The sequence below is a fragment of the Terriglobia bacterium genome (assembly GCA_032252755.1).
Classification (GTDB): domain Bacteria; phylum Acidobacteriota; class Terriglobia; order Terriglobales; family Acidobacteriaceae; genus JAVUPY01.
This window is the reverse complement of sequence record JAVUPY010000051.1, coordinates 152,665-174,995: the sequence shown is the minus strand read 5'-3', so window position 1 is coordinate 174,995 and position 22,331 is coordinate 152,665. Positions and strand designations below refer to the sequence as shown.

The 22,331-nt window shown below is 57.5% G+C and carries 17 protein-coding genes; 10 read left to right on the top strand and 7 right to left on the bottom strand.

What is annotated here, in order from left to right; all coding sequences use genetic code 11:
- On the top strand, positions 1-235 hold a 235-nt coding region (locus ROO76_11370), incomplete at its 5' end, for an integrase core domain-containing protein (GenBank protein ID MDT8068751.1).
- Positions 236-512: 277 nt separating this feature from the next.
- Here ROO76_11370 and ROO76_11365 read toward each other — a convergent pair.
- Positions 513-3,917: a TonB-dependent receptor gene (locus ROO76_11365; GenBank protein MDT8068750.1), complete on the bottom strand. Its 3,405-nt coding sequence runs from the start codon at positions 3,915-3,917 to the stop codon at positions 513-515.
- A 465-nt stretch (positions 3,918-4,382) separates the two neighbouring features.
- On the opposite strand from ROO76_11365, the gene ROO76_11360 reads away from it, so the two are divergent.
- Both ROO76_11360 and ROO76_11355 read left to right on the top strand, forming a co-directional pair.
- Positions 4,383-5,765, top strand: a complete 1,383-nt coding sequence (locus ROO76_11360) for a glucoamylase family protein (GenBank protein MDT8068749.1) — start codon at positions 4,383-4,385, stop codon at positions 5,763-5,765.
- Between the two features lie 75 nt (positions 5,766-5,840).
- On the top strand, positions 5,841-6,737 hold the full coding sequence (locus ROO76_11355) for a polyphosphate kinase 2 family protein (GenBank protein ID MDT8068748.1): 897 nt from the start codon (positions 5,841-5,843) through the stop codon (positions 6,735-6,737).
- A gap of 97 nt (positions 6,738-6,834) precedes the next feature.
- Here ROO76_11355 and ROO76_11350 read toward each other — a convergent pair whose 3' ends face one another.
- The gene (locus ROO76_11350; protein ID MDT8068747.1) at positions 6,835-8,460 is read right to left on the bottom strand and encodes a hypothetical protein; all 1,626 of its coding nucleotides are present in this window, start codon (positions 8,458-8,460) and stop codon (positions 6,835-6,837) included.
- 533 nt (positions 8,461-8,993) lie between these two features.
- Here ROO76_11350 and ROO76_11345 point away from each other — a divergent pair.
- A complete protein-coding gene (locus ROO76_11345; GenBank protein MDT8068746.1) occupies positions 8,994-10,700 on the top strand; it encodes a hypothetical protein in 1,707 nt (568 codons plus the stop codon).
- 202 nt (positions 10,701-10,902) lie between these two features.
- On the opposite strand, the gene ROO76_11340 is transcribed toward ROO76_11345, so the two are convergent.
- Positions 10,903-11,133: a glutaredoxin family protein gene (locus ROO76_11340; protein MDT8068745.1), complete on the bottom strand. Its 231-nt coding sequence runs from the start codon at positions 11,131-11,133 to the stop codon at positions 10,903-10,905.
- Positions 11,134-11,419: 286 nt separating this feature from the next.
- On the opposite strand from ROO76_11340, the gene ROO76_11335 reads away from it, so the two are divergent.
- Together ROO76_11335 and ROO76_11330 are read left to right on the top strand one after the other, a co-directional pair.
- Positions 11,420-12,118, top strand: a complete 699-nt coding sequence (locus ROO76_11335; GenBank protein ID MDT8068744.1) for a response regulator transcription factor — start codon at positions 11,420-11,422, stop codon at positions 12,116-12,118.
- Positions 12,115-13,539 (top strand): ATP-binding protein, encoded by a 1,425-nt coding sequence (locus tag ROO76_11330; GenBank protein MDT8068743.1) that lies wholly within the window; start codon positions 12,115-12,117, stop codon positions 13,537-13,539. Before ROO76_11335 ends, ROO76_11330 begins: the two co-directional genes overlap by 4 nt.
- Positions 13,540-13,633: 94 nt before the next feature.
- On the opposite strand, the gene ROO76_11325 is transcribed toward ROO76_11330, so the two are convergent.
- Complete coding sequence (locus tag ROO76_11325; protein ID MDT8068742.1) at positions 13,634-14,062, bottom strand: response regulator transcription factor; 429 nt, start codon at positions 14,060-14,062, stop codon at positions 13,634-13,636.
- 151 nt (positions 14,063-14,213) lie between these two features.
- Here ROO76_11325 and dut point away from each other — a divergent pair, with 151 nt between their 5' ends.
- Together dut and ROO76_11315 are read left to right on the top strand one after the other, a co-directional pair.
- A complete protein-coding gene (dut, locus tag ROO76_11320) occupies positions 14,214-14,648 on the top strand; it encodes a dUTP diphosphatase (protein ID MDT8068741.1) in 435 nt (144 codons plus the stop codon).
- Positions 14,649-14,757: 109 nt separating this feature from the next.
- Entirely contained in the window at positions 14,758-14,886 is a 129-nt protein-coding gene (locus ROO76_11315) for a hypothetical protein (protein ID MDT8068740.1), read from the top strand.
- Between the two features lie 69 nt (positions 14,887-14,955).
- Here ROO76_11315 and ROO76_11310 read toward each other — a convergent pair whose 3' ends face one another.
- On the bottom strand, positions 14,956-15,903 hold the full coding sequence (locus ROO76_11310) for an FKBP-type peptidyl-prolyl cis-trans isomerase (protein MDT8068739.1): 948 nt from the start codon (positions 15,901-15,903) through the stop codon (positions 14,956-14,958).
- A gap of 130 nt (positions 15,904-16,033) precedes the next feature.
- Here ROO76_11310 and tyrS point away from each other — a divergent pair, with 130 nt between their 5' ends.
- Positions 16,034-17,272 carry a tyrosine--tRNA ligase gene (gene tyrS / locus ROO76_11305; GenBank protein ID MDT8068738.1) on the top strand — a complete coding sequence of 413 codons (1,239 nt, stop codon included), beginning with the start codon at positions 16,034-16,036 and terminating at the stop codon, positions 17,270-17,272.
- A 95-nt stretch (positions 17,273-17,367) separates the two neighbouring features.
- A complete protein-coding gene (locus ROO76_11300) occupies positions 17,368-19,041 on the top strand; it encodes a class I adenylate-forming enzyme family protein (GenBank protein MDT8068737.1) in 1,674 nt (557 codons plus the stop codon).
- A 52-nt stretch (positions 19,042-19,093) separates the two neighbouring features.
- Here the strand turns inward: ROO76_11300 and ROO76_11295 are convergent, their stop codons facing one another.
- Both ROO76_11295 and ROO76_11290 read right to left on the bottom strand, forming a co-directional pair.
- Positions 19,094-19,729 carry a tetratricopeptide repeat protein gene (locus ROO76_11295; protein MDT8068736.1) on the bottom strand — a complete coding sequence of 212 codons (636 nt, stop codon included), beginning with the start codon at positions 19,727-19,729 and terminating at the stop codon, positions 19,094-19,096.
- A 374-nt stretch (positions 19,730-20,103) separates the two neighbouring features.
- Positions 20,104-21,861 (bottom strand): DNRLRE domain-containing protein, encoded by a 1,758-nt coding sequence (locus tag ROO76_11290; GenBank protein ID MDT8068735.1) that lies wholly within the window; start codon positions 21,859-21,861, stop codon positions 20,104-20,106.
- Positions 21,862-22,331 lie beyond the last annotated feature (470 nt).

The window sequence follows — 22,331 nt, the reverse complement described above, 5'->3', positions numbered from 1 at the left end:
TCCCACTTCTGATCACCGCAACGCTCACCTGTCTCTCTGGCTTCGTCACTACAACTTCCACCGCCCACATGCTAGCCTCAATAACGCTCCGCCAATCTCCCGCTCCCCGCTTCCGGGGTACAACCTCCTGACACACCACATATTATCGGACGCAAGCGGGAGGTGCGAGGTACGAGGCAGGAGCAGAACAACGCGCAAGCCGACATCCGCAATCGGCAAAGACGGGAACCATTAGCAACGGCAGGCCCCGGCTGATTCGGAAGGGTGCTGAGCGTAGCCCAGGCGTTTCGGTCCTGGGCGGTGGAAGGCGCACATCTTCCTTTTTGTTGCTGGTGCACGAGTTGAGAAGGAGCGTAAAAGCGAACGGCGCCCGGTGGGAGCGCCGTTGTGGACTGATCCATGATCAGAATACAGAGGGGCTTGGAAGTTTGTCTGTGATAAGGAAGCGGGGCAAAATCTAGATAAGAAAAAGGCGACGGCCGAAGCCGTCGCCCAAGTGACTATCGTGGAAGTTAGAAGCTGAACCGTGCCTGCAGTTCCAAGGTCCGTCCGGCGGTTGCGGAAGCAGACGTTCCGAAGTGCGGATCCTGGATGTAGGTCTGCGCTGACCCAAACTGCAGCGGAACCAGGTTCAGGATGTTGAAGGCGTTGTACATGTTCATCTTGAGTTCGAGATTGGAAGTCTCGGGCAGTTTTGTCCAACCCAGTTTGAAATCTTTCGCAATGCTCAGGTCGATGTTCTTGTAGCCGGGACCACGGAAGCTGTTGCGGCCGATTCCAGGAACCGGGAGCGGCCCAGATGGTGGCGGGGTAAACCATGCCAATCCGCCGCCCGGGAAGTTCGCTCCCTCGGTCATGTAGTTGTGGTTGGACGAGTTGGCCGGAGCGCCCCCTGCGTATGCGATGGGACGAACCGGGCAGAGGGTAACCTGATTCGGTAATGCGTTGCAGGAGTTGCTGAGCGGAGTCCACGGGAAGCCGGTATTGGCGGAGAACAAACCACTAACAGTCCAACCGCCAAGCATCGAACCCAGAAAATCGTTGCGGGTTCGGAAGATCGGCAACTCATAGATCCACGCGAGATTGAAGTAGTGTTTGACGTCGTAATCGGACGGACCGTACTCGTAAGCCTGGTTCTGCGGGAAGGTCTGGTTGGTGACAAATCCAGGTCCTTCATTCGACAGAGTATCCATGCTCTTGGCCCAGCGGTAATTCGAGACGAACTGCAAACCGTTAGCGAACCGACGCTCGACCCGCAGGTTCAACGCATTGTAGTTGGCATTGACATCGGGGGTAGGGAAAAACGCACGGCTTACTGCGGGATTCAACTCGGCTTGGGGCAACACAAAGTTCTGGTTGACGATACGGATGAGCTTGCGGCTTTCGGCACCGGCATATCCCAGAGTGGCGATGAACTTCGCCGGCAGTTCCTGTTGAATATCCAGCGAATACGTATAGACGTAAGCGTTGGGAACGTTCGGATGCGCTCCGTAGAACTCGACGGCTCCGCCGTTGGTGGGAAGGCCATCGCTGCCGAAAGGAATGGTCAATGCTGGATTGACGGGATAGCTATCCGGAGAGTTGGATGTTCCCAGGTTGTAGGCGATGAGGGCATTATCGCTTCCCCACTCGCCCGGTGCAGTTGCGCAGCACAAGCCCCAGCGAGCGAGGAAGGGCGGGTTGCCGCGCGTGTTTGCCCATAGAGCATTGGGGATGCGATCGTAGCTGACGCCGATGCCACCGCGGAGAACGGTCTTCTGGTTAAAGGCGGCCGGGCTCCAGGCAAATCCAAGGCGAGGAGCGAAGTTGTTCCGGTCAGGATTGAACAACTGGTCGGAGACAGCGACATGCGCATCGGCAAGGCCGTTTTGGCCAAGCACCAGGTTGCTGATCCGGTTCTGAGTCTCGCGAAGCGGAGTGTAGTACTCGTAACGGATACCCAGGTTCAAAGTCAGGTTGGGCCGCAGCTTCCAATCATCCTGGAAGAAGATGCCGTAATCGCTGGTGCGGAAGTAGCGCTGGGCGGAACCGGGACCACCGGTCACCGGATCGGTATTGATTGCCTCGAAAAGCGGTGTGTCATTGAACAGGTTCCACGGCGTGGCGAACGTATATACCGGCCTCGCCCCACCGAGGAGATTGTTGTTGTCCTGCTCGCGAATGATTTCACCACCGAACTTGAAGGCATGGCGACCGACGACCTTGGTCATGACATCGCGGAATTCGAAGGTGTTTTCCGCGAAACTCGCCGGTGTTGTTTCGCCTTGTGGGGCGCCCCAACGAACGCGATCGATGGGCATGTCTTCAATTTCCACGCGCGGAATGCCCCAGTCCACGGTCGACGAAGACTGGACCGTGTTGTAAGCCCAACGCGTGGCGTTGAAGCGAAATTCGTTCAGCCACGTCGAAGAGAACGGCCTGATCCAGCTCGCCATCAAATCCTGATTCTTTGGCTTAAATCGAACATCACCGGAAGGACGCGCTCCGGTCGAAGAATCGGCCCCAAGATTGTCCTGCATGGTGATGTAGCCGCCGACTGCGAACTGGTTCTGACCGAGGTTGTAGTCCGCCCGGGCGTTGTATTGATAGGCGCGATTGGTGCTCGGCACCGCCACGCGCACAAACTGCAGATCAGGAATGCCGTCCAGTCCGCCGCCGGTGCGATTGTTGGTGGAATATACGGGAACATACTGTCCGAGCGCACCCGTGGGCGAACCGATATCGATGGCATTGCCAACGATCTGGCAAGGCCACCCGGCATTGTCGAAATTCGTGCATGTCGGAGTGAGGACCTGCACGGTCCGGGGTGTCATGCCCGTGGAGTTGACGATCTGTGTGCTGAGACCATCAGGCCGAGCGCTGGCAAGCAGTTGATCAAATTCCGGGGTGTCGACCCAATTATTGGAATAGCCCAGATTGTTGGCGCGATTTCCATCCATCGAGAAGAAGAAGAACAACTTGTTCTTGATGATGGGTCCGCCGAGGCTGCCGCCGAACTGACGATATTTATTGTCGTTGCGGACAGGGTCGCCGCCGTCGGGACCGCCCCACTTGTTGTACGCATTCAGAGTTGGGTTCTGATAGCGGAAGAAAGCGCTCCCGTGGAACTTGTTAGTTCCGCTCTGGGAAATCACTTTCACCTGTGCACCCGAGGTGCGGCTTTCTTCGGCGGAATAGGTTCCGGTCACCACCTGAAGTTCTTTGACGGACTCCTGGTTCGGTGTAATCACCGCGGCCCCGCCCCAGGTCTGACTGTTTACGCTAACGCCATCGATGCTGTAGCTGTTAGCTGAGGCGCGTTGTCCATTGGCGCTGATCTGCACGAGGTTTTCCGTCTGGTAAATGGAGGAATTGGAGCCACCCGGTCCAACGGAATTGGGAAGGGCGACGGAGTCGCCATTGCCGGCCCGAGCGCCGGTTCCGAATACCCCAGGCGCGAGGCGCACAAGTTCATACGGATCGCTGCCGAATTTCGGAAGGTCCTGCACCTGCTGGGTGTCGATTGAACCCGACATGGCCGAATTCTCTGTCTGCAACGGCGGGGGCTCACTGGTAACCGTAATCGACTCGCTGGCGCTTCCGGTTTCCATGTTGACGTCGACCCCGCGAGGACTCTCAGCGACGACGGCAATGTTCTCGAGTACCTGCTTCTTAAATCCGCTCGCTTCGACCGCAACGGTGTAGTGCCCTGGCGGCAAACCAGAGATGCGATAGAACCCCTCCTGGGAGGAGTTGGTTTTGTAAGCCACGCCGGTTGCATGGTTGGTTGCAACTACGGAAGCGTTCGGTATCACAGCGCCGGTGGGGTCCAGAACAGTGCCTTGTATTGAGGCATTGAACTGCGCGTGGGCGGCAGTTACGGCGCAAAGAATCAGCGCGAATGTGAAGAACGGCAGGAGACGACGGATACGGGGCATAGTTCTACCTCCGATAGCGGATGTGGGGTGCCGCGGCCTAAACCTGCTCGAATGGGGGTGGAACAGTTCTCGGCGCCGCAACACTAAACCGGGTTTAATTAATCGATTTAGTGTGCGTCGGGAGAATATCACTTTCAGAGTAGCTGTCAAGTGAGGATTTGCAATGTTCTCCGCTTCTAAATCGATTTATGCGGAAAGGCGCGTAAATCGCGGAGTGGGCTATTGGCGAAAGCGGTACGGGTTGGCGGCTGGGCGGCAGTTGAACTAGGATGCAACCGCAACCGGACAACCGCAGATCGGGGTGTCGAAGAAGGAAAGTCCAAGGCGGAACAAAAGATCCCTCGGCTGCGCCGCGATAAAACCGCGGCTAAGCCCAGGATGACACGGCGTTGTGGAACGCGACCTGTGCTGAAGATGGCACAGGATCAGGCAGCGAGAAGCTGCTGCAAGCAAGGATGACAAAGAATGAATTCGAAGATGACGAGGCGCGAGTTGTTGCGGATGGGAGCGATGGGCGCGGCGGCGGTTCCGTTCGGCGGGTTGGTAGCGGCGTGCCAGACCAGGAAGAGCTTTACGCCTCCGAATGGCACTCCGTATCAGGGCACGGATGAGCAGTTGCTCGACGAGATTCAGCGGCGGAGCTTCGATTTTTTCTGGAACGAGGCGAGCGAGAAGACGGGGCAGGTGAAGGATCGGGCCAAGGCGAACTACCCCACCCTATCGCCAAATGCAGGCGATAAGGGTGGGGCACCCGAAGGCGATCCGAGGCGGATGTCGAGCATTGCGGCGACGGGGTTTGGGCTGACGGCACTGTGCATTGGGGACCGGCGCGGGTACAGGCCGTCGAAGGAAATCAAGGAGAGGGTGCGAACGACGCTGGACTTCCTGGCGAACAAGTTGGAGAACGTTCACGGGTTCTACTATCACTTCATTGATATGGAGACGGGCGCGCGCTGGGCGAAGGGAGTGGAGCTTTCGTCGATCGATACTTCCCTGCTGCTATGCGGGGTGCTGACGGCGCGGCAGTACTTCGACGACCAGCAGGTTAAAGACCTGGCCACGACGATTTATCACCGTGTGGACTGGCCGTGGATGCAGAACGGCGAGAAGACGCTTTCGATGGGGTGGTTCCCGGAGAAGGGATTTCTCAGTGCACGATGGAACCACTACTGCGAGCTGATGATGATTTACCTGCTGGGTATGGGGTCGCCGACGCACTCGCTGGCGCCGGATACGTGGGATGCGTGGACGCGGCCGAAGATCACCTACCAGGGGATTGAATATATTTCGGGGAACGATCCGCTGTTCACGCACCAGTACTCGCAGGCATGGTTCGATTTTCGGAACAAGCGCGACAAGTATGCCGATTACTTCGAGAATTCGGTGAAGGCAACGAAGGCGCACAAGCTGTTCTGTTTGTCGCTGCGGGACAAGTTTCCGGATTACAGCGAGGATTTGTGGGGGATCTCGGCGTCGGACTGGGAGAAGGGGTATACGGCGTGGGGAGGGCCTCCGGCGCAGGGGCCGATCGATGGGAGCGTGGTTCCGTGCGCTACGGGTGGTTCGCTGCCGTTCCTGTTCGATGACTGCGTGAAGGTGCTGCGGAATATTCGGGGGCGGTACGGCGAGAGGGCGTGGACGAAGTACAGCTTCGTGGATGCGTTCAATCCGCTGGATGGGTGGTATGACCAGGATGTGCTGGGGCTGGACCTTGGAATAACAATGGTCATGGCGGAGAATCATCGGACGGGCATGGTGTGGGAAGTTTTCATGAAGAATCCTGAGGCGCAGGCGGGGATGGAAAAGGCGGGATTCAAGGAACAATCGGAAAATCGGAACATCGGGTAATCGGGAAAGAATAGGCGAGCTACGCTCGCCCGGACAGGCGAGATCGCCTGTCCCCACCAAACTGGGACGGAAAGAATGAAACAGACGACGAAGTTGGCGGAGTTTGTGAAGCCGTATCGAGTAGAGAGCGGGAAGGGGTTTCGGCTGAAGGATTTTGATCCGGCAGATACGCATGGGCTGAAGTCGGAGTTCAAAGGCGAGGCCGTGCAATTGCTGCAGCAAGGCGTGGAGAAGCTGGCCGAGTTGCAGGACATGCTGTACGCACAGGATCGGTGGGCGGTGCTGCTGATTTTCCAGGCGATGGATGCGGCGGGCAAGGACGGCACGATCAAGCATGTGATGTCGGGAGTGAATCCACAGGGCGTGCAGGTGTATTCGTTCAAGGCGCCGTCGGCGGAAGAGTTAGACCATGATTTTTTGTGGCGGACGACGCGGCGTCTGCCAGAGCGCGGGCGGATCGGGATTTTTAATCGGTCGTATTACGAAGAGGTGCTGGTGGTGAGGGTGCATCCGAAATTGCTGGGGCCGCAGAGGATTCCGGAAGGTCTGGTTGGGAAGCATATCTGGGAAGAGCGGTTCGAGAGCATCAACTGTTTCGAGAAGCATTTGGCGCGGAATGGGACGGTGGTGCGGAAATTCTTTCTGCATCTGTCGAAGGGCGAGCAGAAGAAGCGGTTTCTGAAGCGACTGGATGAGCCGGAGAAGAATTGGAAATTTTCGGCGGCGGATATCCAGGAGCGCGGCTACTGGAAGGATTACCAGAACGCTTACGAGGACATGATTCGCAACACCGCGAGCGAAGAGGCGCCGTGGTTCGTGGTTCCGGCGGATAACAAGTGGTTCGCGAGGATGGTAGTGGTGGCGACGGTGGTGGATACGCTGAAGAGTTTGGGGCTGGGGTATCCGGAGGTTGCGGCGGAAAAGCGTCGACAACTGGCGGAGTGCGAGAAGGCGCTGCGCGGGGAAAAATAGAAATCCCCTCGGGGCCGGTTGTGCCTTGAGGGGATCGGGTGGGGCCTCTGTGGTTGCAGAGGCCCGGCTGAAGAGAGGAGCGGCAGTCGCGAAGGTCTCAGAAGGTGTACTGTGTCCAGATCGCGATGCCGTTGGAGTCGCCGCCGGGGACGAGTCCCTGGGGGTGCACCCAATGGAAGTTCTCGTTGCCCACAGCAAAGTCGAAGTACTTGGTCACGTGATAGCTGATGCCGCCGACGGTGCGCGCAAAGTCGAGCGGGTTGTCACCGGCATACCGCGTGTTTGGCTGGAAGTATTGGTAGAAGCCAAACAGGGAAAAGGGAGTGCCTCCGAGGGCGGCATGGCCGAATGTAGCAAAGCCCTGCTGCCGGGTGTGGGTACCGCTGAGAACGCTTCCGGCGAGCGTATTGAAGTCATCGTAAGGACCGCCGGCAACGGGGCCAGTTCCCGAGAACATGTTCCCGGTGCTGACCGCATTGTGTCCAAGGTCGTACTCGAACGCGATCTGGTACTTCTTGGAATCGGTCTGGTAATGCCCCAGGATAGCCAGACGGTTCAAGGGAGTGCTGACCTGTGATGGCAACTTGGTGTTATACCCGTAGTTTTCAAACGCCGTGATGCCGAAGCCGGAGCGATCGGACTTGGTGCCGAATGGATACCACGTCAGCCGCGCCATTAACTGCTTTTTGTCGCTTGTTTCAATGGCGTGGAAACTGGCGGTCGTAAAGACGCCGAGGTCATAGTCCAGATATTCTTTCCCGTTGATCTCAACGGGACCGTGCAGCTTCGCACCGACATAAGTGGAACTGAGGCCCATATAGTTCCACGGCACAAGGTAGGTGTAGCGGTAGGTACTGAGACCCTCTTCCCAGTCAATGAGCGGGTTCTGTGTTTGCCCGAAGGTCAGTTTCGCCTTACGGAACGCCTTGCTGCCCTTGAACAGGTTGTTGAAATCGACGTAGGCGTACTTGAGACGGAAGGTCAGGTTGCCATTTTCACTGCTGCCTACCTGTGCTCCGGTGCCGTTGGGAATGGCGCCCGAAGTGCCGTCGATCTGACGATAGATGTTGGGAGTGATCCGCAGGGTCACCATGTCGTTGGGGGTATAGAAGAAATTAATGTAGGCACGGGTTACGTCGAAGATGTTGGCGCCGGCGTTCCCTGGCCCGAGTTGGTTGACGTTGGCAATCCACTGAGGTCCGAAGCCGGTATCGGTGTAATGGGTGAAGCCCCCGAAGAATTGACCACCAAGCTTGATCTTTCCATTGGCGAGATCGGACAACTTGTTCTGCCTGTCGGACAGGGTCGCGACTTTCTTCTGATCTTCCTGAACGGTTTGCGTTGTGCTGGCGAGAGTGCTGTGAACTTCGTTCAGTTCGGCGGCAGTCTTCTGCTGCTGGTCAGCGACGGTGGTCTCGACATTGGAAGCTTTCTGCTGGGCTTGCTGCGAGGCGGTCTGCGCCTGGTTCAGTTCCTGCTGGACCTGCTGCAGTTTCTGATCACGGTCAGCGAGTTGCTGCTTCAGCTGGTCGATCTGCTCCTGCATGGTTTCCTGCAGCCGCTGCAGATCTTCAGTTGTGGCTGCCGGAGCACGTTTAGGCACCGCGCGGTGATGGGTTGTAGTTACGGTTTTCTTCCGCGTCGTAGTAGTCGTCGTGGTCTGGGCGAAGCAGACCCCGCCCAAGGCGAGGGCGACAACCACATTTCGAAACTGAGCGTTCATTCTTCTCTCTCCAGAAAAGTTCTGCGTAGATTCCGTACGGGCCACGAACCCTGCTTCTTGCGGTTCCTGGAAGCGACTCGATGGACGGATTTTCCTCGTCCGCTGGCCTGCTTCGTTTGTACGTGGATCGCATTACAAGGGCGTTACACAATTGTTAATTTGGCGTGAACGAAGAATGGCAACCGAAAAGCACCTGAAGACCGGGGGACCGGATGTTGTTGTCACCCGGAAACTCGAACCAGGCGTGAATGAGAGTTCTCCGGATAAACTAACCCGCTCGGGCCGAGCGAAGAGCCCGCGCCACTGGGCTTCAACTTCATTCCGACCGCGAGCCCTGCTGCCGGGGATGGCAACGCACATGATCCAAAGTCCGGCGGAGGGTGGCCTCTCGTGACCTTACGACGCTCGATGTAGGACGGCATACCTCTTGCCGTAACCCCACTTAGGTGTGTTTTCCGCTTGCATCGGGTTTGCGCGGTGCTACATTCCGCGAATTGCAAGAGGGAGTGAGCCCTCCGCATTTTGGGGGTTGTATGCAGTACCTGCGCGTTGCTTCGTTTCGCTTCGCCAGCAGGCTCGCCGTGGCCTTGCTGGCATTTTCGTCAATGGTCGCTGCTGAGATCACGGTTGTGTCGCCCGCAGCAAACAGCTACGGAACTTCACCGGTGCATTTCGTCGCCTCCGCAACCAGTTCTTCCGGTCATCCGCTGACCGCAATGTCCATCTATGTCGACAACCAGCTTCGTTACAGCATCGATGGACATTCTGTCGATCTCTTCCTGCCGCTCACCACCGGAAAGCACAATGTGGTTTTCCAAACGTGGGATAGCGCCGGGATTGTTCAGAAGTACTCGGTAACTACTTACGTGAATTATGGGGTGAGCGTGGCGGCACCCTCGCCGAACACCTCGGTCAATTCGCCCGTCCACGTTTCCGCACTGGCGACATCATCGAGCGCGATCACCACGACGAAAATCTACGTCGACAACATCGAGAAGTACTCAAGGAAGTCGGCTTCCGTAGACGTGACGCTTCCCATGGCGACCGGAACGCACAACATTGTGGTGCAGGCATGGGATCAGGCAGGGCACGTCTATAAAACGTATCGAAAGATCGGCGTGATCAGCACACTGCCGTGGTTGGCCGGACGAGACCAGTTCCTGCAACAGAAGTTTCAGGCAGGCGTCGCGCATATCGACGGGCGCTATGGTTTTACGTTGAACAACTTCCTTGTTGAGGGTGGTTCGAGTGTCCGGCAGTTCGGAGGAAGCGGTATCTTCGTGTATCTCTATCCGAAGTTCCGCACCTCGTATCCCGACAAGAGCACGGTTCTCTGGCCGACGACGGACCCGACTTCACTTACTCAACTGGCGCAGACCAAGCCGTACTTACAGTTGTTCGGGATGGGCTTCAAGGTCATCGTCCTCACAGCATTGACGTTTTCCAACGGCGGTGACAACGTCCTGAATTTCAATGTCGACCCGTCCGCAGCGCATAGGGAAGAGCAGGAGATGTACGACCTGACCAAGTGGCTGCTGACGCACTATAAAGGGTCAGGCAAGACTTTCATCCTCAAGAACTGGGAAACAGATCAACTGGCGTTGCAAGGCAACGACACAGCGAACATTTCGCCGGAGTGGATAAGCGCATTGAAAATATGGTTTGCGGCGCGCCAACGCGGAGTCACGCGAGCACGGAACGATCTTGGGAATCCGCCCGGAGTAACGGTTCTCAACGCAATCGAGGTCAGCCGCGTGCTCGACTATACCGACCACCAGTTGACGCGCACGATCAACGCAGTTGTTCCGGCCGTGAACCCGGATCTTGTAACGTACTCCTCCTACGATAGTACGTTGCTGGGGACCGACTCGACGACGCTCATATCCGCAATGAACCGGGCACTGAACACGATCAAGCAGTTTACAGCGGACCCAATGTACCTTCGGGATCGGCGCGTCCTGATCTCGGAATTTGGATTGTTTGAGAATGAGCTGCCGACAGAAACCACCTGGCGCGCGAGTACGATTTTGAAGACTGCCAATACGGATGGGCTGAGCGGAGCGTTCCTGTGGCAGCTTTATGACAATGAGTGCCACGAATCGAACGGCGACTACTTTCCCGTCGACAGTAGCTGGGGTAGTCTGCAGCGTCCCAAGAACAGCGACTGTCGCGGGCTATGGCTGGTGAAACCTGACGGCACCAGGAGTGCCGTTTTGCCGATTCTTTCCAGCTACTGGTGAGTGCGGGCGACCAGGGCTCCAACCCCATCTTGCTGGCTACCGCCGGGAAGATGGGGCACCGCTCCTGCAAGGTCGCTTTTCGCGCTGAGATGATTGGAGCCGTGGATTCATCCAGAAGATATTCATCCAGAGAGTACCCCGCACGTAGCTTGGACGGGCAGTTGCGAATGTACAGGCAGAGGCACCCGTCCAAGTAAAGCGGTTACACTCTCCGTGCCGCCAGCACTCTCAAAAACTCCCGCTCCCCCATCCGGTACTTGAAGGCCTTGCGCCCGTCAATAAAAACCACGGGCACCTCTTCGTTGTATTTCTCTCGCAACTCGGAGTCGCCATCGATATCCACCTCGCGCCACCGGAACTCGGCCTCACCCTTGAGGCGCTCCAGAGTCTCTTTGACAACGTCGCAAAGATGACACCCCTTCCGCGAATACACCACCACCTCATGCATGCCATGAGCATACCCGAACTGTAGCGGGAAATTTCCGCATCGCGTAAACCCCGCTACCGGGGGCACTTAGGCCTTTATATTCGAGATCCGAAAATCGGATGATCGGAAGAGCAAAGACTTTGAAAGCTAGCTCTAAGCGCGGGGTGAAGCCGCCGCGAATGTCCAAAACCGACATGGCGGGGCAGAATCAGCTAAAGTTTTGTAAAGGTGCTTTCAGGGGGCCCTTGGGATTGAGACACTAAGAAGAGCATTTCCTGCGTTTCACACAAGTATGGATCGCGTTCTGGTGGTAGACGACGATGTCGAGCTTTGCGGATTGATCCGCGAGTACCTGGAGCCGCAGGGCTTTGAGGTCGAAGCTGTTCATGATGGCGAGGCAGGTCTTGCTCGCGCGCGGACTGGCGATCCGAACATCGTGGTGCTCGACATCATGATGCCGAAGATGAACGGGTTGGACGTCCTGCGCCAGTTGCGGACATCCTCCCTGATTCCGGTACTTCTGCTGACGGCGCGCGGCTCCGACGTGGATCGAATTCTCGGGCTCGAACTTGGAGCCGACGACTACCTTCCCAAGCCATTCAATGCGCGCGAGTTGAGCGCCCGCCTGAGGGCGATTCTCCGGCGCATGGGAAACATCCCGCAAAATCAGCCGAAGGTAAAAGTTGGCGATGTCGAGCTGGATTTTCCGAGGCGCTCGGTTACGCGCGCGGGCCACGCGATTGAACTGACGGCGGTCGAGTTCAATATGCTGGCCTGCCTGATGAAGGCGGCGGGCCGGGTTGTAACGCGCGACGAACTCTCCAAAGATGTGCTTGGGCGGATTCCCTCGCCATTCGACCGAAGCATTGATGTTCACGTCAGCAAGGTCCGCAAGAAGCTGAGCACCGAGATAGGGCTGGCGGATCCCATCAAGACGGTTCGCGGAGTGGGGTACATTTACACGCTGCCGGGCGAGGATGTTGCCGAATGAGTGTTTTTTCGAAGCTGGTGATCTCGTTCTGGCTGGCAGTGGCGCTGTCGATGATGACCACGGTGATTCTCTACCCGCCGAGTCACCGCGATGCTTCGCATTTCCCCGAACTCAAGGCCGGGCTCGACATGAACGCGCAGTACCTCGTGTCGTTGCTGGAGTCGGACCAGGACGCGACGGCCCGGGCGTACTGTGAGCAACTGGCGCAGAAGAACATGTTCCTTTATGTATTCGACTCGCGGGGCAACCAACTGCTCGGTCGGACTGCACCTCAACAGGTGCTGTCGATGCAGGCGCAGGATGCGCCGAAGCCTCAAACCGCCAAGGTTGGAGACCGCCTTTATGCGGCGGAGTCGGAAGTACTTAAGGATGGAACGCGGGTATCGGTGGTAGCGGAGTTTCCAGACCGGCATCCGCCGCTGTTCATCCGGATGGCCCCCCGTATGGCGCTGCTGGCGCTGATTTCCGGGCTGGTGTGTTACCTGCTTGCGAAGTACCTGACTACGCCGCTGGTGGCACTGCGACATGCAACGCACCGTCTGGCGGAAGGCGACCTGAGTGCGCGTGCGATCAGTACAGGAGGCGGCAGCAAGGACGAGATCAGCAGCCTGGTAGCCGACTTCAATGCCATGGCGGACCAGATCGAGTCCCTTGTGACGCTGCAGAACCGGTTGACCACGGATATTTCTCATGAACTGCGGTCTCCGCTGGCGAGACTGAGCGTGGCGCTGGAAATTGCGCGTGCGAAATCAGGGCCCCAAGCCGCGAGTGCACTGGACAGGATTGAGACCGAGGCGGACCGGCTGAATGAGCTCGTCGGACAAATACTGATGCTGTCGCGGCTGGAATCGGGCACGGACAAGACCGTGCCGGTAACGATAGAGATGCCGGAGTTGCTGGAAGACGTCGCCGACGATGCGTCGTTCGAGGCGACGAAGAAGGGCTGCAAGGTTAACCTGACCATAACCGGCAAGTGCTCGATCCAGGGCAATCGCGAATTGTTGCGCCGCTCACTCGACAATGTCCTTCGCAATGCCATCAACTACACGGCGGCGGGGAGCAGCATCGACGTCTCGCTGGAGTGCGTGAATGGCCAGGCTCCGCCGCTTGCCCTGATCCGCATTCGCGATCATGGCGTTGGAGTTCCGGAGAGCGAACTGAAGAACATTTTCCAACCGTTCCACCGTGTCGGCGGAGACCGCGCAAGACAGAGCGGTGGCGCGGGGCTGGGCCTGGCGATTACCGATCGGGCAGTACGGCTGCATAACGGAACGGTTGCGGCAAGAAACGCTCCAGACGGGGGCTTGGTTATCGAGATCGCACTGCCGGCAGCTATGGAAAACGCGAGAGAAGCGGGCGCGGAATCGGGTGAAGTGCGAGAGCTTCTCCGCCCTACACCGAAGACGCCGCGAGAGTCATGACAGCCGTCTCTGATCGTTGGTAGCTGGCTAAATAGCTGCTCTCTGATTTTTCAGCCCGTGTGCGAAACAATCCCAGAAATATCCAAAGATTGCTCTAGCTTTGAAACCGCGGCTGTAGTTCCGCGATTTGGCGTGTGATGGCGGCCTTGGGAGAAAAGGCGCGGGCGCCCGATCGCAGGCATCGCTCGCGCGTTTCCGGAGAGTCTTCGGCGGACATCATGAGGATGGTTGTGGTCGGGAAATGAATGGAGATCAGGGATGCAGCGGTTGCGCCATCCAGGACCGGCATATTGACGTCCATGATAAGCAGATCGGGACCGAGTTCGGCGGTGAGTTCGAGGGCTTCGAAACCGTTGCTGCCGACGCCAACGATTTCCACGTCAAACAACATCTGCAGCAGTTCGCGGAGGACGACGCGAAAATCCTCGCTGTCGTCGACGATCACCACACGAAGCGACTCGGCGCCAGAGTCCTGGTGAATGGGGTGGGCCTGTGTGTTCGCTATCTCACCGCAGTTCTGCATCGTTTCTCCTTTGGAGATGGAAACACGCGCTGTGCGGGCAGAAGGTAAAGAGTCGGTGAAATCGCTGTAAAGATTCGTGAACGGGGAAAAACACGAACCCACATCTGCTCACTACGGCAGATGTGGGGCACCAAACTGTTATATTTCGGCTATGCTGCGTTGCAAGCTGTTGCGTCCCGAAGCCAAAGCTCCAACCATGGCGCATCCCGGAGAAGACCTGGGATACGACCTTTATGCCGCCGAGACGGTGGTTTTCCCGGCGCGAGGACATGCGGTGGTTCCGACTGGAATCGCCATCGAGGTGACTGCGGTGGACGGTACGCCGATGGGAGCGCTCGTGCGGGACCGGTCGTCGATGGCGGCGCGGAGAATCATCACGACGGCAGGGGTGATCGACGCTGGGTACCGCGGCGAAGTGAAGATCGTGATGGAAAACCTTGGGGAGATGGAGCAGACGATTCACGCAGGAGACAAGATCGCAAACCTGCTGCCCTACCCAGTGTTGACGACGGCGGTTGAGGTTGTGAGTGAACTGGCCGAGTCGCGCAGAGGCGCCGGGGGATTCGGGTCGAGCGGGAAGAGATAACGCAAGAGGCGTATCCTGCACCCCGCAAAGTTGTAGAGCGGAGAGCGGAAATTAGCGGTAGTATGGGCGGAAATGGGGACAGCAGCCGATGCGCTGCTGAAGGATGCAAATGCCACACAGATTAAAAGTCCTGGAGCAGAAGGTGCCGACGGTGAAAGAGATCATCGCCGGGCTGGCAAAAGCAGAAGCTGACGAAATACAGAAACTGAAGGAACAGGCGAAGAGCAAGAAGAAGTAGACGCTGGACAAAAGCAAATAAAAGAAAGGACGGGTATGAACCCGTCCTTTTTATGTCTGCGCCTCTCGGTTAGTGCTGCGGCTTTGGAGGTTCGGTGGCCGGCTTGGTCTCTGCGGGCTTACCGGATTGGGTGGCCGGTTTGGCGGCCTCAGTCGCGGGTTTCAAGGCTTCGCCAGGCTTTTCAGTGGTGCCCGTGGTCGGGGCTTCCTTCGGCTTGATCGAGAGCAGTTCTACCTCGAAGACAAGCGTTGAACCCGGTGGAATGACGTCACCGGCGCCGCGATCACCATAAGCGAGGCTAGCGGGAACGAAGAGTTGCCACTTTGAGCCAACCGGCATTAACTGGAGCGCCTCGGTCCAGCCCTTGATTACGCCGGTGACGGGAAATGTGGCGGGCTCACCGCGCTTGTAGGAGCTGTCGAATTCCTTGCCGTCAATGAGAGTGCCGCGATAGTTGCAGACGACGGTGTCAGTGGCGGCGGGCTTGGGACCGGTGCCGGCGGTCAGGACCTTATATTCGAGGCCGCTGGGAAGCGTAACCACACCTTCCTTGGTTTTGTTGGCGGCGAGGAATGCCTGTCCGGCTTTCTCATTTTCGTCGGTCATTTCCTTGACCTTGGCTTCCAACTTCGCGCGAGTCTCCTGCTGGAGTTGCGCCAACGAGGTGCGAATCTCTTCTTCGGTCAGGGGCGATGGCGTGCCCGCGAAGGCATCCTTAATGGCCTGGGTAACGATGGCGGGATCAACGTCGACCATTTGACCCTTGAGATTTCGTCCGAGGTTGTAGCCGAGCGCGTAGCTGGCCTTTTCCTTGGGCGTGGTGAGGTTGAGCTTACCTGGCTCAGCCTTCGTCGCAACGGCAGCCTTGGCTGCGCCAGTTTTGGCGACGGGTTTCTTCGCGGTGGTCGTAGCCGTCTTCGGCTTGGTGGAGGTGGTGGTGTTCTGGGCCACGGCGCCGATGGAGACGGCGCTCGCGACCGACAGAACAAGCGCGCAGAAAGGTGCAGAGTTCTTCATGTAGCGATTGTCGCATATCGTAGCGGGGAGGCCGTAATAAGAAAGCAGCAGGGACGGAGAAAAAACGGGGATCGGACCCCGTGAACTAAGACAAATGCCCGGGCCTGAGGCGGGTCGCTATAATCGGGGCATGGCAGGATTTCGACCTGTTGACGAGCAAATTGAATACATTCGCAAGGGCGCGGTAGAAATCATTCGCGAGGAAGACCTGCGCGAGCGCCTGGAGCAGTCTTACAAGAGCGGCACGCCGATGCGCGTGAAGGCGGGATTCGATCCGACCGCGCCCGACCTGCACCTCGGACATACTGTACTCATCCGCAAGCTGAAACATTTCCAGGATATGGGGCATACGGTGGTGTTCCTGATCGGCGACGGCACGGGGCTGATCGGCGATCCTACCGGACGCAATGCTACGCGGCCGCCGCTTTCACGAGAGCAACTGGAGAAAAACGCCGAGACGTACAAAGCGCAGGTGTTCAAGATCCTCGATAAAGAGAAGACGGAAATTCGGTACAACAGCGAGTGGCTGCACGCGCTGGGCTTCGAGGGGATGATTCGCCTGACGGCGAAGTACACGGTTTCGAAGCTGCTGGAGCGCGAGGATTTCCATAAACGGTTCCATGAAGAGAAGCCGATTTCCGTGCATGAGCTGCTGTATCCGCTGGCGCAGGGATACGACTCGGTGGCGCTGAAGGCTGACGTGGAGTTGGGAGGAACGGACCAGAAGTTCAACCTGCTGGTTGGCCGTGAGTTGCAGAAGCACTATGGACAGCCCTCGCAGATTGTGTTGACGATGCCGCTGTTGGAAGGCACGGACGGCGTGCAGAAGATGTCGAAGTCGTACGGGAATTACGTCGGGATCACGGAAGCGCCGCAAGAGATGTTCGGTAAGCTGATGTCGATCAACGATGACCTGATGTGGCGCTACTACGAGTTGCTGACGGACCTGACGACGAAACAAATCGAAGAGATGAAGTGGAAGGTATCGGACGGCTCGCTGCACCCGATGCAGGCGAAAAAAGACCTGGCGAAGAAGATCATCGCAGATTTCCATTCGGGGGAGGCGGCACAAAACGCGGAGGCAGATTGGACGCGGCAGTTCCAGAAAGATGAGACACCGGAAAATCTCGAGACAGTTAACGTCAATGTCAGCGATCTGAGTCCGAACGGCGATGGTGCCGTGAAACTCGACAAGTTGCTGGTGAAGGCTGGGCTGGCGGAGTCGGGTTCGGATGCGCAAAGGAAAATCAAGGCGGGCGCAGTGAAGATCGACGGCGGGGTGCACAAAGAGCTCTACGTGAACCTGAAGCCGGGCGCGGAGATCGTGGTGCGGGTCGGGCGGTTGATGAAGAAGATTGAACTGAAGTAGAGACAAAAGGTCCTTCGACTCCGCCGCCCAACAATTACGATGGCAGCTTTTGCTGCTGGGACGACGCGGCTGCGCTCAGGATGAGAGGTGAGGACATGCCTGATCGGGATGAAGGTTCTCAACTCACGTTGCGAGATTTCGAAGAGCGGTTTCGGGATCGTCACCTGCTGCACGGAGTTGTCGAGAAATGGGCGCGTGAAAAACCTGGCGATGTCGCGCTGATCGATAGCGACCGCGGCAAACGGACGACTTGGGCGGAGTTCGATAGTGCCGCGACCGCCGTGGCGCTGCACTTGTTGCGGCTGGGGTTTCGCAAAGGCGATACGTTCGCGACGGTGCTGCCACTCACCAGTGAACATCTTTTCCTCGAATATGCCTGCTTCAAACTGGGCGTCATTTTTGTTCCGCTCGATCTGCGTTTGCCCGCAGCCGAAATTCTGCGGAGCCTTTTGCTCGTAAGCGCCTCCGGATTTGCGTTTGTGAAGATCCCGGGCATTAACGATCTGCACGAGTTCTGTTCCCAGATGGCCGGGCAGCGACCGACGCTACGGGTGCTTCTGCAGTTCGCCGGCGCAAATGATTGCGCGCAGGGCGTGACGCCTATGGGTGTTTTCATGGCCGAGGCGATGCAGGCGGCGAAAAACGACGCGCTCATCTCGGAATTTCGCCGGGCTGAGGTCGACGAGAACAATGGAGCGCTGGTTATTTTCACGACGGGATCGACGGGATCGCCGAAGCCGGCGCTGCTGTCGCATCGGAATGCCAGTTGCCAGGCCATGTGCATCAGCCAGGCGCTGCTGCGAGGCGGAAACGACTTGGTGACGCTGGTGAATTTGCCCCCAAGCCACGTTGGTTGCCAGACGGAGTTGCTGATGGGAACGCTGTTCGAAGGCGGAACCGCGGTGCTGGTGCCAGTGTTCGACCCGGCAAAATCGCTGCAGGCGATCCAGGGGCATCGGGTAACAGCCATCGGGCAAATTCCGGCGATGTTTCAGTTCGAGTGGCGGCTGAAGAATTACGATTCGTACGATTTCTCCAGCCTGGATTTTGCCGCGTATGGCGGGCAACAGGTTTCGGCGGCGTTCATCGACAAGATGGCGACGATGGCGCCGCATGTGGGAACCGGGCTGGGGCTTACGGAAACGGCGGGATTCTGCACGTATATCCGTCGCGACGCGGCTCACGCGCGAGATTGTGTTTCGACTTTGGGAGATGCAATGCCGGTGTACCCGATGACGATCCGAAGGGCGATGCGGGCGGACGGAAACGCGGGAGAAGAGGTTCCGCGAGGTGAACTCGGACACGTTTGTTTCCGCGGGCCTCAGACGTTTCTCGGTTATTTGAACGATCCGGCGGCAACATCGGCGACGATTTCGAGCGATGGATACCTCTATACCGGAGACATGGGGTCGCTGCACGCGGACGGTTTGCACATGGCGGGCCGGGCGAAGCTAGTTATCAAGTCTGGCGGATACCAGGTGTTTCCGGGCGATATTGAGAATCACTTCTGCGCATTAGAAGAGGTTGCGTCGTGCGCGGTCGTCGGGGTGGAGCACCCGATTCTGTCCGAGGCAATCGTCGCATTCGTGGAGCGGAAGCCCGGGGTCGAATTGACCGAGCAGATGCTGGAGAAGCACGCGCGTGGCCTGGCTTCTTATATGCGACCGCGAACGTACGTCATTGTCGGGCCCGGCGAGATTCCGTTGAATCGAGTGGCGAAAGCCGACTACATGGTTCTGCGCGAACGCGCGAAGGGAAAGGGCGCCTGAGCTTCCCCTCTTCGAGGCTCGCGAGTTTCGCTCACGCGATTAGAACCAGAGATTAGTTGGCGTTATTCCCTGCCATGTCCTGTTTCGCGGCCTCAATGAGGTGCTCTACCTGGTCTTTCCGCTCGAAGTTCGGGTTTAGTTTCAGGAGTTTCTGCCAGGTTGCGACAGCTCCGGCGGCGTCGCCCTTCCCTTTCCACTCGATGATGCCGATGTTCAGCAGCGTTCCCGGATGTTTTGAGTCGTATTTCAGGTTCTGCTGAAGGTCCGCGAGGGCAGCGTCGGGATCGCCATCGTAGTAAAGGCACGAGGCCAGATCAGCGCGAACGGCGAAGTTCTTCGGATCCGACTGCAGGGCCTTCTTGAAGTAATCGGCGGCCTCTTTGAACTGATGCGTCTGCATGTAGATGTTGCCGGTCTGGATCAGAAGCTTGGCGTCGCTGGGCTTCTGCTTCAACTCGGTGAGCAGCGGCTCGGCTTGCTTGTCGGCCATGTGCTTCATCTGATCGAGCGTGGGCATGGTTGCAGGCGCGCTGGGTTGCGCCGCTTCGACTTTGGCAGCTGGAACCGGCGCAGGGGCAGAGCCACGGATCATGTAGCCGAGAGGGAGACCTACGGCCAAACAGATTGCCGCCAGTGCATAAGCCTGTACGGGACGCCAATTGTTATCGGTGCTGAGTGCTGTGCCCATTTCGCCTGATCAACTCCCTCACATCGCCCAAGGCGCAGTTCTGTAACCAAGTACGAGGTGCATTCTTTTTGCCAAAGCCGGAGCCGGGAATGCAGATCTAAGTTATTGGTATCCAGGGGCTTACGACGAGGCGTGGTCCTGCCCAGCATGTGTCGGAGGACTGGCAGGGGCATCCGACACAGAAGAAGGGTCGTTTCACGCAAAGAGTTACATTGCCAGTGTGATATTTGACAGCGCGATGAGAACGAGGAGAAGTGAACGGTTTTTCCCGGGGACATAGCAGCCCTAGAAAACGAATCGGAGGCTGGGAGAACCTCCGATTCGTTTCTTTTGCGCACGGCTTCTACGTCATCCAATTCTGCGTTTCTGAGTTTTTATTGACACGCTAAGGCTATCCACGCGTGCTGGGCGGGCGGAAGATTTGAATCGCCTACCGTCAATTCCAGATCGAGAAAATCTCCGGGTACCACAGATACGGCTCCCGTCGCCGTACACGACTGCAAGCTGCCTGCAAGCACGCAAGACAACGATGTCGGACTGACCGCTGGACTTGTTCCCCACCGCAAGGTGAAGGTCTCGATTGCGGCGCCCGGCGCGGCATCGGTGACTACGATGAGAGAGCTAACGGTGCAGGCAATGGGCATCAGTGCCTTCGAGCTTGGAGTCTCTGAGTTACTGGCAGTGCCCGTGCTCACGTTAAAGAATTGATTCCCTATGTTGCCGCCACCGAGATCGGCGCCCAACGTGAACAAGACCATCGGCGATCCGGACGGACCGGCCGGACCCGCAGGCCCCTGTGGACCATCAGGGCCTTGCGGCCCAGTAAGCCCCTGCGGGCCCATGGGCCCGACAGCACCCACGAACGGTTGGCCATTTATCGTGAAACCGGTCGCATCCACGTTTCCGTGAACGATGAGTTTGTCCCCGAATTCAACCTTGCCCTGGTTCGTCTTTATAGCCCAGGCTTTGTCAGGGTTAGCTGTGTTGTAGATTTGATTGACTCGGACGCCGATGACATCGTCAGCGGATGCCGCACCAAGTCGATCGACATTGAACCCGTACAGTTCAGAAATCGGGGCTGGAATTTCTCCCCACGCGGTGAAATTGGCCATCTTCCGAATCTTTGCGGGGCTGAAGAGGCGGTCGGGGGTGGGCGTATCCAACTCCACGAATATCCCGTCAACTCCGCCGGTTTGAGTGAGGTTGGAGGGGTCCAGCGCAACCTCGTAATAGGCCCCATACAGGTCTGAACTGTTGTTTGCGTAACTGGTCACGTTCAATGCAGTGTTGCCAAAATTCGGATCAGTGCCGTCATTGGAGATTACCGCTCTCCCCCAATTCGCCCAATTCACATCGGGAGACATGTTCGCCACAACATCGCCAATTTCCATTTTGTTGCCATGGTGACTCCAGCCGTCGCTATTCAGCGTGAACGGGTTGCTCACCAACGACCAGAAGTCACTCTCAATTGTCGACGTTGTGGCTGCCGAGACGCTCGTTCCCGCGGGGCCCTGGGGTCCGATGGGGCCCATCGGCCCTACCGGTCCCATTGGGCCCATCAGTCCTTGTGGACCAGTGATCTGTAAATTCAGCACAGCAGGATGAACGTTCTCCTTGCTGTCGAGCGAAATAAAAGTACCCGGAGCATACGAATCAGCGCTGATCGCGACGGCAAAATCCGCCGCTGATGTATCAATCGAAGCTTTGACCAGGGTCGTAACATCGACAGAAATAAAGTTCTTTGCCCTGGTGGTTGCGATTGGGTTGGTTTTCACGCCCGCACAACCCGGGATATTGCGCTGCGTCAGGGTGTTTTCATTCCATGTAGATGGAATGCTGCAGAGCGAAATCATGCCCGGCCTATTCACTCGGTTCACGTACACAACCAATGTGGCCTTCGCAATCTGTTCAGAAGTTGTTCCACCGGGCAGAGTTGAAAGGCTGAACCGCAGAAACGCGGTGTTACCGCCCCCAACATACAGGTTCGGCGCACCCCCGTAATTCCGCCCTACGAAAAAGCGGCTGGTATATGTATCGCCCGTAAGAACCGGCGTAGCAGCATGCGCCAAGCACGCAAGTGACACCACGAGCATTACAGCAAGGAAATTGCGGTGGATGGTTTGTACTCGCATAGAACTCCATTCGAGGGGTCTGCTGAGAACAGAACGATTCTGGCCCAGATATCCCGGCCGGAGAGTGAGCACGGTCACAATCGCGAGCACTGAGGTAATGGTGAAAGACCTTAAGAAGTCTGGAGTTTGTGTTCCGTTTTCGTAACAATTCCAGTCTTTCTTGTAGATTTTGTGGGATTTAGCGCTATCCCGCAAAACATCGCGAGCAGGGCTTCAAGATGTCGGGTGGAGGCTCGCTCTTCTTAAATATGTCTTTTCAGTTTTGGAAGCCCTTGTTCCGTTGCCGTAACACACTCCATTTTTCCATTAGTTTTCATGGAGTTTAGGGCATCCTGCCAAAACTCTCAGTTACAAGGCCCAAAACGTCAGATGAGTGCTACCGAACTGGAGGGATTCGTGGCTCGTGTCGCTCGTGAGTTTGTCTGTGACTTAGCCGTTGGCAACCGTTCTTTCCAGCTTGCCCTAAAGAT

What these genes read in the sequence shown, in the direction of transcription:
- ROO76_11365 (MDT8068750.1), bottom strand. Translation starts at nt 3,917, where the DNA reads ATGCCCCGTATCCGTCGTCTCCTGCCGTTCTTCACATTCGCGCTGATT.
- ROO76_11360 (MDT8068749.1), top strand. Translation starts at nt 4,383, where the DNA reads ATGAATTCGAAGATGACGAGGCGCGAGTTGTTGCGGATGGGAGCGATG.
- ROO76_11355 (MDT8068748.1), top strand. Translation starts at nt 5,841, where the DNA reads ATGAAACAGACGACGAAGTTGGCGGAGTTTGTGAAGCCGTATCGAGTA.
- ROO76_11350 (MDT8068747.1), bottom strand. Translation starts at nt 8,460, where the DNA reads ATGAACGCTCAGTTTCGAAATGTGGTTGTCGCCCTCGCCTTGGGCGGG.
- ROO76_11345 (MDT8068746.1), top strand. Translation starts at nt 8,994, where the DNA reads ATGCAGTACCTGCGCGTTGCTTCGTTTCGCTTCGCCAGCAGGCTCGCC.
- ROO76_11335 (MDT8068744.1), top strand. Translation starts at nt 11,420, where the DNA reads ATGGATCGCGTTCTGGTGGTAGACGACGATGTCGAGCTTTGCGGATTG.
- ROO76_11330 (MDT8068743.1), top strand. Translation starts at nt 12,115, where the DNA reads ATGAGTGTTTTTTCGAAGCTGGTGATCTCGTTCTGGCTGGCAGTGGCG.
- ROO76_11325 (MDT8068742.1), bottom strand. Translation starts at nt 14,062, where the DNA reads ATGCAGAACTGCGGTGAGATAGCGAACACACAGGCCCACCCCATTCAC.
- dut (MDT8068741.1), top strand. Translation starts at nt 14,214, where the DNA reads ATGCTGCGTTGCAAGCTGTTGCGTCCCGAAGCCAAAGCTCCAACCATG.
- ROO76_11315 (MDT8068740.1), top strand. Translation starts at nt 14,758, where the DNA reads ATGCCACACAGATTAAAAGTCCTGGAGCAGAAGGTGCCGACGGTGAAA.
- ROO76_11310 (MDT8068739.1), bottom strand. Translation starts at nt 15,903, where the DNA reads ATGAAGAACTCTGCACCTTTCTGCGCGCTTGTTCTGTCGGTCGCGAGC.
- tyrS (MDT8068738.1), top strand. Translation starts at nt 16,034, where the DNA reads ATGGCAGGATTTCGACCTGTTGACGAGCAAATTGAATACATTCGCAAG.
- ROO76_11300 (MDT8068737.1), top strand. Translation starts at nt 17,368, where the DNA reads ATGCCTGATCGGGATGAAGGTTCTCAACTCACGTTGCGAGATTTCGAA.
- ROO76_11295 (MDT8068736.1), bottom strand. Translation starts at nt 19,729, where the DNA reads ATGGGCACAGCACTCAGCACCGATAACAATTGGCGTCCCGTACAGGCT.
- ROO76_11290 (MDT8068735.1), bottom strand. Translation starts at nt 21,861, where the DNA reads ATGCGAGTACAAACCATCCACCGCAATTTCCTTGCTGTAATGCTCGTG.